This window comes from Larkinella rosea (assembly GCF_003858635.1).
GTDB lineage: Bacteria > Bacteroidota > Bacteroidia > Cytophagales > Spirosomataceae > Larkinella > Larkinella rosea.
The window spans coordinates 530903-543698 of the sequence record NZ_RQJO01000015.1; the positions used below are offsets into that span (position 1 = coordinate 530903).

The following is a 12796-nucleotide window of genomic DNA, read 5'->3' on the forward strand; positions in this document are numbered from 1 at the left end:
TGCCGCAGCGCTATTCATCGTCCAGCGTTTATTTTGGGGCTGCCCCACTCGTCGTCCATTGTGGCGGGCGTTTGAAGATTCTGGGCGTGTCTCAGCCACTCAGGTGTTTAACGGAGTTGTAGTTATGCCGGCACAATTCCATTTGCCAAACCCAATTCATTGATTAGGTCATTTGCCAGGCAAAGTGGTATACATTTCGGCACCGGGCATCACAGCTTATCCTCAGTTAGTCCATCCATTCGTTAGTCATACGGGTCTGCTGAACGATTATTCATGGCTTCAAATTCGCTGCACGACCGACTAAGTAGAAGTATATTAGGGAAAAATCGCATTATTTTGTTCCGTGAAAGCTATTGGGGCAACCGATCAGGAAGATCAACGCTATTGGAATCGTTTCAGGAATGGCGAAGAGGCCGCTTTTTCCTGGCTCTATCAACGCTATGTCCGCGTGTTGTATAGTTATGGAATGAAAATTAACCGCGATTCGAATCTGGTGGAAGATGCCATCCACGATATGTTCACCGATTTGTGGCGTACCCGTTCTCAATTGGCCGAAGCGGAGTCCGTTCGATTTTACCTATTTCGTTCGTTACGCCGTAAAATTCATCGATCGCTTCGCCCCGAGGCTGAATATCCCCAACCTTTTACTGCAGAAACAGACCATTGGCAGCCCACGCTGGCTTCCGTGGAAGCCAATATGATTTCCGATGAAGAAATCGCGTTACAGTCTGCCCGGTTAAAAGCCTGGTTAACCTATTTACCTGCCCGGCAATACGAGGCATTAATCCTGCGCTATTACCAGGAATTCAGCTATGCTGAAATCGCTGCAATCATGAATATAAGTGAACAGGGCGCGCGTAACATGACCCAAAAGGCACTGCAGACCCTCCGCCGACTGGCTCTGGTTCTCACGCTCTGCTTTTTAGGCCTTGGCTGGTTGCTGAAATTTTTTTCAGGTAAATAGGTTTAAAAAAGCTACATGCAGTCTCTTGCTTAGTGAATTGAAATAATACAAGTTTCCCACTAAAAAGGACTGTACTGTTGTACCCGCATTATACGACCGATGACTTTTTGCAGGATACCGCTTTCCGCAAGTGGGTACTGCAGGGAGAGGCCAGTGACGATGCTTTCTGGGCGGATGTCCTGCTAAACCACCCGAACCAACGGGCTACCATCAGGCAGGCGCGGGAGTTGCTGCTTACGTTGCATGAGCGCGTCGAGACTGATTTTCCATCGGAACAGCAAGTGAATACGCTTTACAAGCGTATTTGGAAAAGCGCGCAGGAAACATCGGTGCGCCCCTGGCGGCAATGGCCCGTCTGGCTGGCAGCTGCCTCCATTAGCTTAATACTTGGATTGGGCGGCTGGTGGTTCAGTCGGAAAAATAACCACCGGATTAGCCCTGATGAGCCAATGGGTCAGATTGTTTCCGACCGACTCGAACAAGTCCGTAACAATACCTCCTCCGTACTGATCGTAAACCTTCCGGACGGAAGCCAGGCATCGTTAGAGCCGCGTACGCAACTCCAGTATCGAAAAGCATTTGCCGATACCATCCGGGAGGTTTTTCTGGAAGGGGAAGCTTTTTTTGAGGTGCAAAAAAATCCGGATAAGCCCTTTCTGGTCCACGCGAATGCGATCACTACGAAGGTACTGGGAACCAGTTTTCGGGTCAGAGCGTATGACCGGGATCAGCAGATCCAGGTCATGGTGAAAACCGGTCGGGTATCTGTTTTTCCAACTCAAAGCACTAAACACCAGGATCCGGAGAAGGATGGGTTGATTTTGACGCCCAATCAACAGGCTACTTTTACGAAAGCGGACGCCCACATCACCCGCACCCTTGTTGAAAAGCCGGCCCCCATTCTGCCTCCGGCCGAGGTAAAGCTTTTTTCATTTCGGAATGCCCCCCTGGCTGAAATTTTACAGGCCATTGAAAAAACCTACGGGGTTGAGATCATTTTCGATGAGGAACAACTGAGCAATTGCCGACTGACCACGTCATTGGGCAGCGAAAATCTGTTTGAAAAAATGGATATCATCTGTGAAGCTGTCGGAGCTAGCTATAAACTGGTCGATGCCCGGATTGTTGTCGACAGTAAAGGCTGCGACTAACCCTATTCTGATAACCTCCAAACCTATCTGCCTATGCTCGTATAGTTAAACCGGTTACTCACTAAAAAACCGGTAACGGTTCCAGCGTTACCGGCCTCTACGTGACCTTCGCTGCTCTCATAAACAGTATCCCGTTCCAGCGGGTGTGAAGGTCGTTTTTGTGTCTTCTACTTACAAAAACTGTCAAATCAATGAAAAAAACAGTACGATTCCAAAAAGAACTGATTCTCCTCATGAAACTATCGCTCCTGCATCTTTCGATAGCGATCATTTTCGCGGGGGTATCTTTGGCCCGGGAGGTAACAGCCCAAACACTCCTGGACCGAAAAATTAGCATTCAGGTATCGGACCAGGATTTTATCCATGTCCTGACGGGTATAGAAACCCAGGCCGACGTAAAGTTTACCTACCGGCCCCAACTCCTGACCGCTACCCAGCGAATAACGGTCACGATTGTCAACGAATCCCTGGGACAGGTGCTCGACCGCTTGCTCCAGCCCTTACAACTCAAATACAAAGTCATCCGAAATCAGATTATTTTATCCCCCCTGATGCCGAAAGCTGATCACCTAAGCATTCAAAATGAACCGCGTATCCCGGTTGAAGAACATTCCGAGCTAGTCGTTTCCGGGACCGTTACGGATGAAAAAGGAGGAGCGCTACCGGGTGTTACCATTATCGTAAAAGGAACCAGTCGGGGTACGACTACTGACGCGCAGGGTATATACCGAATTGGTGTTCCGGATGCGAACACGGTTTTAACGTTCAGTTTTGTCGGTTATACGGCGAAGGATGTGATCGTCGGCAATCGAACAGAAATCAATGTTCAACTGGAAGCGACGACGAATCAACTGAGCGAGGTTGTGGTAACCGGCTACACCACGCAGCAGAAAAAAGACATCATCGGGGCGGTTTCCGTCGTGAAAGCCAGCGATCTAACCGCTACGCCTTCGGCGAACCTGGTAGCCCAGTTACAGGGCCGGGCAGCGGGTGTTACGGTGAGCAGCACGGGCGACCCCGGCAGTTCGGCATCCATCCGGATTCGGGGGTTTGCATCGTATGGCAACAACAATCCGCTCTACGTCATCGATGGCGTTCCGACCACCGATGCGTCCCGCATTAATCCACAGGATGTCGAGTCGATTCAGGTCCTGAAAGATGCTTCTTCGGCCTCGATTTACGGAGCCAGAGCCGCCAATGGTGTCATTATTATCACAACCAAAAGGGGCAAAACGGGTAAAACAACCCTGTCGTACGATACCTATTACGGCATTCAGGCAACGCCCCTGAACCGGATACCCAAACTGTTGAATACGGGGGAGTTGCTGACCTATCTGGATAAAACAACGGCAACCACGTTTGTCGACCCGGTTTTTGGCCAGCATGGTTCGTTTGCTATTCCGGACCGGTACGTGGTCAGCAATGCGTTCAAGGGGGGCGTGTCGGCGAACGATCCCCGTGCCAATCCCGATTTATATACGATTGCCGACTACACCAATCCGTACCAGATTTTTCAGACCAGTCCGGGCACCAACTGGTTCGATGCGATGTCGCAAAAGGGCATTATCCAGAGCCATCAGTTATCGGCCAGCGGAGGCAACGACCGCTCTACGTTTTCGCTGGGGCTGAATTATTTTAACCAGCAGGGCACCTTCAAAAACACGGGGTATGACCGGTATTCGATGAGGCTGAACTCTTCGTTTAAAGCCACCGATTTCCTGACCGTGGGTGAAAATCTTCAGGTTTCGTACGACAACCGGCGGGGAGATGCTACCGTGATTGGCGAAACCAGCGCCTGGGGATACGCGATACGCAGCGCGACGTTTATACCGGTTTATGACCTAAAAGGCGGCTACGGCGGTTCCTTGATTGGGGGTACGGCCGGAGTTGGGTATAATCCGGTATCGTATCTGGATCGCCGGAAAGACTGGTTCAATCAAAATCTGCGGGCTTTTGGGAATGTATTTGCGCAGGTGGATTTCAATTCCGCGCTGGCCTTCCGCACATCATTTGGGGTGGATACCCGCAACGGAACCCTTCAGCGGGCTTTCCTGAAAGAATACGAAGCCAGCCAATCCCGGCGCGTTACTCAGTTGACCGAGGCCACGAACAATTTCCTGAGCTGGACGTGGAGCAATACGCTGACGTACCAGAAAAAGCTGGCGCAGATTCACGATGTAAAGGTGCTGGTGGGTACCGAAGCCATTAAAAATGCCGGGCGGGGGTTGTTTGGTGCCAAGAGTAATTATGACTTTGAGTCAACCAATTTTCTGTCGCTCAACACGGGCCTGCCCCAGTCGCTGGGCGACATCAGCGCCAACGATGCCGACATCAACCGCAATTCACTGCTGTCGCGCAGTTCGATGTTTTCGTATTTCGGTCGGCTCGATTATAGCCTGAAAGACCGGTATTTGTTTAACGCTACGTTCCGCCGGGATGGCTCATCACTCTTCGGCCCCGATGTGCGGTATGCTAATTTCCCTTCTTTGGGTGTGGGCTGGCGCATTTCCGACGAAGCGTTTATGAAATCGTTCGGCTGGCTGGATGACCTGAAACTACGCGCTGGCTGGGGGAAAATGGGCAGTATTTCCAATGTGCCGGCCTTCAATCAGTATTCAACCTATAGCGCTGCACCGGGCAATAATTTCTACGATATCAATGGAGCCAATATTGGCTCTACGCAGGGGTATGGCGCGAGCTCACAGGGGAATCTGCAAACCAAATGGGAAACCACCGAATCGACCAATATTGGATTGGATGCCAGCATTTTGCGGGGAAAATGGAGTATCGCCGTTGATGTATATACCAAAAACACCCGGGATTTGCTGGTCCCCAGCCTGCGGAATGGGCTGGAAATGCTGGTAACCAAACCGTTGGTCAATCTGGGAACGATGCGTAACACCGGTATTGACCTGCAAATCACCAACCAGGGCCACATCACGTCCGATTTGAAATACGATGCCACCCTGACCGTTACCCACTACAAAAACCGGCTGACCAAACTAAATAACGAGAATACGGCGCAACTGGTAGCGGCAAGCCGGATCACCAACGCCCTGATTACCACTCAGGGACAGGCCGTCTCGTCGTTTTATGGGTATCAGATTGACGGGTTTTACAACAGCCAGGCTGAGGTCGATGCGGGCCCTAAAATAAACGGAGCCTCGGGTGTCGTTGGGTCCTGGAAATACAAAGACCTTAACGGTGATGGAAATATCACGACGGCCGATCGAACCGTGCTGGGGTCGCCCCATCCCAAATTCCAGATGGGGGTGAACCTCGGCTTCAGCTGGAAGGGGTTCGACCTGAGTAGTTTTGTGTTCTGGAATCAGGGCAATCAGCTCTATAATTACACCAAGTACTTTACGTACATGGGTGTTTTAGGCGGCTCGGTTGCTTCCGGCAAGCTAAACGATGCCTGGACACCCGCCACGGCGGCTACTGCCAAAACACCGCAATTGGGTGTGGGTGCCGCCAATGGCTATACGGCTTTTGTAACGGGCAATTCGAGTTCGTTTTACGTGGAGAACGGGTCCTATTTGCGGGGCAAAACCATTCAACTGGGCTATTCCTTTCCGAAGACCTGGCTGAAAACGATTAAAATGAGCAACCTGCGGGTTTATGCACAGGCGCAGAACTTCTTCACCATCACGAAATACACCGGAGCCGACCCCGATTTAGGACTGGTATCGGGCGCATCGATTGAACAAACGGCCAGCAGCGACCAGAATCTGGGCGTCGATTATTCAGGCTATCCGAATCCACGTCAGTTTTTACTGGGCCTAAACGTATCCTTCTAACCCCCGCAATTTTGTTATGAAACTGATTCTGAAATATACAGTATTCTCCTTGCTGCTTTCGGTCGTTACGCTTTCTGCCTGTCAGCAACAATTCCTTGACCTGGGTCCCCAGGGCGTTTATAGCGAAAGCGATTTACTGAGCAAAAAGGGGGTCGACGGTTTTTTGATCGATGCCTACGCTACGCTCGACGGTTCACAGGCCGCTAATTTCCTGGGCTTCAGTGGGTCATACAACTGGATATGGGGAAGCATAACCGGGGGCGATGCGTATAAGGGGGGTACCAACTTTACCGACCAAAGCGAAATTAACCAGGTGATGCAATACGCAACGCCCTCCACAAACTCACAGTTGCTCGCCCGCTGGAACGGTATTTTCGATGGCATTGGCCGGGCCAATAGGGTGTTGCAGGCATTGGCCAAAACAACCGATCCGGCCCTGACCGATGCCTTGAAGAAACAAGTGGCCGCAGAAGCTCGTTTCCTGCGGGCCTTCCACCATTTTGAGGGGAAGAAAATTTTTGGCAACATTCCGTTTGTCGATGAAAAAGCCACGGATTACAAAATCCCGAATAAAGATGCGAGTGGCAATTACATCAATAGCTGGCCCCAACTGGAAACGGACTTCAAATTCGCTTACGACAATCTGGACGAAGTGAAACCGGGCAAAGGTCGGGTCAACAAGTGGACGGCCGGAGCTTACCTAGCAAAGGCTTATTTGTACCAGAATAAATTCGCCGAGGCCAAAGCGCTTTTCGACCTGATTATCGGGCAGGGCAAAACCAGCCAGGGCGTGAAGCTGGACCTGACCGCGAATTTTGGCGAGAATTTCCGCATCGCAACCCAGAATAGTAAAGAAGCGATGTTTGAGGTGCAAAGCGCGATTGGCGATGGTGCCGGCGACAATACGAACGGTTTTCGGGAAGCGATTCTGTGTTATCCCAACGGGATTGCTGGGGGCACAAACTCGTGGTTTTATCGGCCATCGCAAAACCTGGTCAACGCGTTTCGCACCGACGAGAATGGCCTGCCCTTGCTCAATACCTATAACGATGTGGATGTTACTTCGAATGAGACGGTGCCAGATGCCAGCCCATTTACACCTTATGCGGGCAATCTGGACCCTCGTTTAGATCACACCGTCGGACGTCGGGGCATTCCTTACTTGGATTGGGGCCTGATGAGCGGTTTAGCCTTCACGGCTCCTCCGGGTGAGTCGATCACCAATGGTGGGCCATTTACGGGTAAGAAACACGTTTTTTCATCGGCTGAATACAGTTCGGGACAGGTGGCTCGGGCTAGTTTTGGCATTGCCAGCGCGCTGAATTATGCCCTGATGCGTTTTGCCGATGTCCTGCTGATGGCGGCCGAATGCGAAGTGGAGGTGGGTAGCCTGGATAAAGCGCGTGAATACGTCAATCGGGTTCGGGCCCGGGCCGCGGCCTCACCGATTAAAACACTAGACGGAACCAATGCCGCCCGGTATGTGGTGAATTCCTATACAACAGCCTGGACGAGCCAGGCGATTGCCCGCCAGGCAGTTCGTTTTGAGCGAAGAATCGAATTAGGAATGGAAGGTCACCGCTTCTTCGATCTGGTCCGCTGGGGAATCGCCGATCAGGTTATTAACACGGAATACTTACCCAAAGAAAGCCTTCGCCGTTCGCTGGCCCTGGGCAATGGGGTGAAGTTTACTAAAAACAAGAGCGAATACCAGCCCATTCCAGACTATGCGATTACCCAGAGTTTTGTAAATGGACAACCAACCTTGAAGCAGAATCCGGGCTATTGAGTGATAAATAGAATCTCCCGTTCTATCGACCTCCACCATTCCCATTCAAAAAAATAGCACCAGGAAGGTCCCGGTGCTATTTAGTCATTCTCGAACGTTATTATTTATTTATCCCACCAAACCACGCTGGACAGGGTGTTAGCTCCGCCCTGACGGGTGCGCGCTTCGATGAAGTTGGTTTTGTTGTACGTCTCTTCCGAATCCGGAATCACAAACCGGGTCGGTACTTTGCCACCGGTGAGGTTGCCCGGATAGTTGGTCGGGGTCAAAACCGGGTAGCCGGTGCGTCGCCAGTTGGCGAAGATTTCGTATTCGTCTTCCAGAAAGAGCGAAACCCATTTCTGCGTCTGAATCTGCTCCATTTGCTGCGCAACGGTTCCGGCGGTTTTGTACGGATTCAGGTTCAGATAGGCATTGATTTTTGCCTCCGAAATCGTTCCGCCCGAGCCGAACAGCGCCCATTGCCGCATCCCGGCTTTGACCGCGTCGGTATACGCGGAGGCTGCCGTACCAATGCTTTTCCAACCCCGGACCGAAGCTTCGGCCAGCAGCAGGTTGGTTTCCGCATTGCCAAACACGATCAGGGGCGCGCTGTATTTCAGCAGCGTATTCGGGTTGGGTTCCGAAAAGGAATTGAAATTGGCGGGCAGGTTGTTAAACGCTGCGTTGGGCATACCGCTCTGCAGGGCCGTCGTGGTGTCGGCCGTAAACGTTTTGCCATCCGCCGAAGTCCAGACAATCGAAATCACGTTCAGACGGGGATCTTTGGTATTTTTCAGATAGTCGATCAGCGTTTTGGCAAACTTGCCGCCTTCCACGTTGTCGCCACCGGGCGTAATGTAGTCGGTGCTCAATAAACCATTGGCGATGAAATTCCGGCTGGCGGTTTGCGAACCGTCTACGTAAGCAATGATGGCCCGGTCGGCATCGTCCAGAATGACCCCGCCCGCAATGGCTTTCTCCACCCAGGTTTTGGCCGTAGCCGGATCCACTTCCGTCAACCGCATGCCCAGCCGGAGCATCAGCGAATAGGCGAATTTCTTCCACTTCACGACGTCGCCGTTGAACATCAAATCAGCCGTTCCGAAAGTTGCTTTGGTGGCATCGAAAGCCGCAATGGAGGCATCGAGTTCTTTCAGCAAGTCGGCGTAAATGGCCTGCTGCGTATCGTATTTAGGCCCGTAATTCTTGTCGGAAAGCGCTTTGCCGGCGTCGAAATACGGAATGTCGCCGTAGAGGTCGGTCATGCGGTGAAAAATATACGCTTTCCAGATGCGGGCCGCCGACAGTTTATTGACATTCGCCGGATTGGCCGAAACGGCATCGATCACCTGCCGAATGGAAATGATCGCACCCTGTCCCGCAGCAGTTCCGGCGTAGGCGTTCCAGTTGCCGGTCGAATAGCTGTAGTTAAAGTACTTGTCACCAGCCGCCGGAACTTCTTTGTAGGTGGCAAAATGCTGCATCGACTGGCCGATGGTTAGGTAGGCCGCTCCCGTAAAGTTGGTGCTGACACCGTCGAGCTGGGCGCGGGTAAACAGATATTCGGGGATAACCTCGGAATATTTATTCGGGTCCACGTTCATTTCCTCAAAGCCTTTGTCACAGGCCGACAGCAGGAAGAGAAACGGAGCCGCGAGTAGGATTTTATGAATGATGTTCTTCATGGTCAGAAAGCTATGTTGTTAAAATTTCACCATTAAATTCACCCCGAGACTCTTGGTTCTGGGCACACCGAACGCTTCCAGGCCCTGGGCATTGGTGCTGGTGTAACCCGACTCCGGATCGAAATACTGGTTCTTTTTGTCCTTGTACAGAATGGCGAGGTTCCGGGCCACCAGCGAAATCGACGCCGATTGCAGTTTCAGGAACGGTAGCTTGCTGACGGGCAGGTTGTAACTGAAAACCACCTGACGCAGCTTCACAAAATCGTTGTTAAACATGAACATCGCGGTGTAATTCTTGTCGTTGTCGTAATACGTATCGACCTCCTCTTTCTTCCAGGTTTTGGTGAACGGATTGCCTTCCGGCGTGACACCCGTAACGGTTACCCCGGTTTCGCGACCCGGCAGCGTTTCCTGCGGCAGACCAAACCGGTAGGCATACTGGTACAGGTTCGAGTACACAATGCTGCCGAATTTGCCGTCGATCAGGAAGTTCAGCGAGAAGTTTTTATACCGGAAGTTATTGGTAATCCCCATTGTCAACGGGGGCGTTCCCTGTCCGATTTCCTGCAAATCACCCCGAACGGCGTACCCGCTGGCGGTGTTGAAAACCACATTGCCGTTGGCATCGGTTTTTTTCTGGTAACCCCAAACCGTACCGTAAGGCCGGTTTAGTACGTTCCGCACCAGACCACCACCCACACCGCTACCGACGTCGATCCCGGTCAAACCTTCGGCCAGCCGTTCGATTTTGCTTTTGTTGTACGCCATGTTGTAGCTGACATCCCAGTTGAAACTACCGTTCTGAACCGGCGTTCCGGTCAACAGCAACTCGATCCCTTTGTTGCTCAGCTCACCCACGTTCAGCAGCGCAGAGGTATAACCCGACGAAAGCGCAATGTTGGACGTGACGATGTCGTTCGTGGTTTTCCGGTTGTAAAACGTCAGGTCGATGCCCAAACGGTTATTCAGGAATTTGGCTTCAACACCGGCTTCGGCCGTGGTCGAGGTCAGTGGTTTCAGATCCGGATTCGGCACCTGCGACGAGGACAGAACCTGTACCGGCCGACCGTTGTGACCGCCCTGCTGCATCGAGTAATACTGGTAAATCTGGTAGGCATTTACCGTGGCACCACCCACCTGCGCCCATGAAGCTCGCAACTTGGCAAAGCTGATCGCTTTCGGCATCCGGATGGCATCCGACAGAATCAGCGACCCCCCCACGGACGGGTAGAAAATGCTGTTGCTCTTCGGATTCAGGACCGAAAACCAGTCCTGCCGACCCGAAACCGTCAGGTAAGCCAGCCCTTTGTACCCAAAATCCACTGAACCGAAAACCGAGTTGATGGCGCTTTTCAGGTATGTCGGCGTCGTTGTCGAAGCCGCCAGGTTGGTGTAGCTGTAGAAATAAGGCACCGTAAATTCGCTACCCGCGATCACCGTCTGGTCGTAAATACTGCGTTGTGCGTTGGCACCAAGCATGGCCGAAAAAGTCAGGTCCTTGAAAAAGGTGGTGTTGTAGTTCAGCGTCAACATGCCGTTGGTTTCCGACGAAGTTGTTTTCCGTCCTTCGTACGTTCCCAGCGGTGCGAAGGCGTTGTTGGTCGGCTGGACGTATTCCGACTGGAAGCTGTAATAATCCTGACTCACGCTTCCTTTCAGGAACAGGTTGTCCAGAATGTCGTAACGGATACTTCCCTGACTCAAAAACCGGTGTTTGGTGTCGTCGTTTTTGAATTTATTAACTACGAAATAGGGGTTTGGCGCGGCCGGAACCGGGTTCCATTCCATTTCCTTGCCCGTTGCCGGATCATAACCGGGTGCCAGGCTCCGAATGTCGACTACGTTGGCGACCAAATAGGTCGCCCAGTGCGGGTTCATGTCGGCATAGCCGACTTTCGGGCGGTTCGTTCCGGCTTCGTAGTTGTACTGGAATACGGTTTCGATGCTCAGCTTTTTGCCCAGAAAGGCGTTCAGGTTGAGGTTGGCGATTTTCCGCGTGAACGACGAGTTCGGTACAATGCTGTTGGAATTGGTGTTGTTCAGACCCAGCCGGAAGTTGACCGACTCATTTCCGCCCGTAAAAGCCACCGAATTGATGTAATTGCTGCCCGTCCGGTAGAAGTTTTTCAGGTTGTCTTTCTGGGGCGAATACGGGTGCAACTGTCCATCGACCTGAATCGTGGGCTGGCCGTCCATGCGCGCGCCGTACGAAAGCCGTCCCGTACTTTTGGCTTCCGTCAGGGTCGTCGGTTTTTTGCCATCCAGTCCCTGGCCGTATTCATATTGCCAGTTCGGAATCACGGCGATGTTCTCGAAAGAGGTCGTGCTGTTGATTTCCACCCCAACGCCCTTCTGACCGCGTCCTTTTTTGGTCGTGATCAGAATAACCCCGTTGGAAGCCCGCGCCCCGTAAAGTGCCGCAGCCGGACCGCCTTTCAGGACACTGATCGACTCGATGTCGTCGGGGTTGATCCCGCCAATCCCGTCACCACGGTCGACGTTCATCCCGTTACCGTCCGAGGCCGTTCCGCCACCCGGAATGCTGTTGTCCATCGGCATCCCGTTGATCACGTACAAGGGCTGGTTGTTGCCGTTCAAAGAGCCATTTCCCCGAATAATAATGCGGCTCGAACCACCGGGGCCGGTCGCCATACCGGTAGCGTTTACTCCGGCAATTTTACCGGTCAGGGCGTTGGCTACGTTATTTTCCCGGGCCTGCGTAAACTCACTTCCTTTCACTTCCGTTACGGCATACGCCAGCGCTTTTTTCTCCCGCGCAATCCCGAGGGCAGTGACGACCACTTCGGCCAGCGATTTGGCTTCGGGGGCCATCTGAACGGAAACCGCCGTCTGGTTGCCCACCGTGACTTCCTGCGATACGTAGCCTACGAAGCTGAAAATCAGAACCGCATTCGTTACTTCCGCATCCGGAACCTCCAGCCGGTAGCTTCCTTCCGCATCCGAGGATGTACCGCGTGTGGTTCCTTTCAGCAGAATGCTGACGCCGGGAAGTCCGGCACCGTTTTCGTCCGTCACTTTTCCGGTAATATTGCGTTTGGGTGCTTCTCTGGCCTTAATGGGCACGATTTCCACCGGCGTCTGAACGCGTTTCAGGATAATCCGGTCCTGCACGACTTCGTAGCTAACCTGGTGGGGTGCCAGTATTTTTTCGAGTACATCGGAAAGGGCTTCGTCCCGAAATTTGAAGCTGTATTTCTGGTTGCCGAAAACCTGGGGATTGTACATGAATTTGACCTTCGCCACATTTTCAAGCTTTTCCAGTGCTTTCTCAACGTCGACATTAGTCAAATGCAGGGTTACTTTTTGCTCCAGAACTTTTGGTCCACGCCCGTCGTGATGAGCATAGGTCAGCGTGGTTAATGCAATGGACAGGAGAGCTTGATACAGAGCAACGCGCATGATTG

6 protein-coding genes are annotated in these 12796 nt (G+C 52.3%); 4 read left to right on the plus strand and 2 right to left on the minus strand.

Annotated features, from left to right (window positions below):
• Nucleotides 1-343: 343 nt before the first annotated feature.
• The 4 genes from EHT25_RS28710 (at nt 344) to EHT25_RS28725 (ending at nt 7704) form a co-directional block, all read left to right on the plus strand.
• A complete protein-coding gene (locus EHT25_RS28710) occupies nt 344-964 on the plus strand; it encodes an RNA polymerase sigma factor (protein WP_185731519.1) in 621 nt (206 codons plus the stop codon).
• Between the two features lie 77 nt (nt 965-1041).
• Nucleotides 1042-2115, plus strand: coding sequence for a FecR family protein (locus tag EHT25_RS28715; RefSeq protein ID WP_124878890.1), 1074 nt, complete (start codon nt 1042-1044; stop codon nt 2113-2115).
• A gap of 191 nt (nt 2116-2306) precedes the next feature.
• Nucleotides 2307-5915, plus strand: coding sequence for a TonB-dependent receptor (locus tag EHT25_RS28720; protein ID WP_124878891.1), 3609 nt, complete (start codon nt 2307-2309; stop codon nt 5913-5915).
• Between the two features lie 16 nt (nt 5916-5931).
• Nucleotides 5932-7704, plus strand: a complete 1773-nt coding sequence (locus EHT25_RS28725; protein ID WP_124878892.1) for a RagB/SusD family nutrient uptake outer membrane protein — start codon at nt 5932-5934, stop codon at nt 7702-7704.
• Nucleotides 7705-7808: 104 nt separating this feature from the next.
• Here EHT25_RS28725 and EHT25_RS28730 read toward each other — a convergent pair whose 3' ends face one another.
• Together EHT25_RS28730 and EHT25_RS28735 are read right to left on the minus strand one after the other, a co-directional pair.
• A complete protein-coding gene (locus EHT25_RS28730; RefSeq protein WP_124878893.1) occupies nt 7809-9371 on the minus strand; it encodes a SusD/RagB family nutrient-binding outer membrane lipoprotein in 1563 nt (520 codons plus the stop codon).
• An 18-nt stretch (nt 9372-9389) separates the two neighbouring features.
• Nucleotides 9390-12791 (minus strand): SusC/RagA family TonB-linked outer membrane protein, encoded by a 3402-nt coding sequence (locus tag EHT25_RS28735; protein ID WP_229311824.1) that lies wholly within the window; start codon nt 12789-12791, stop codon nt 9390-9392.
• Nucleotides 12792-12796 lie beyond the last annotated feature (5 nt).

Coding starts and splice junctions, on each gene's coding strand:
- EHT25_RS28720 (WP_124878891.1), top strand. CDS start 2,307: ATGAAAAAAACAGTACGATTCCAAAAAGAACTGATTCTCCTCATGAAA.
- EHT25_RS28725 (WP_124878892.1), top strand. CDS start 5,932: ATGAAACTGATTCTGAAATATACAGTATTCTCCTTGCTGCTTTCGGTC.
- EHT25_RS28730 (WP_124878893.1), bottom strand. CDS start 9,371: ATGAAGAACATCATTCATAAAATCCTACTCGCGGCTCCGTTTCTCTTC.
- EHT25_RS28735 (WP_229311824.1), bottom strand. CDS start 12,791: ATGCGCGTTGCTCTGTATCAAGCTCTCCTGTCCATTGCATTAACCACG.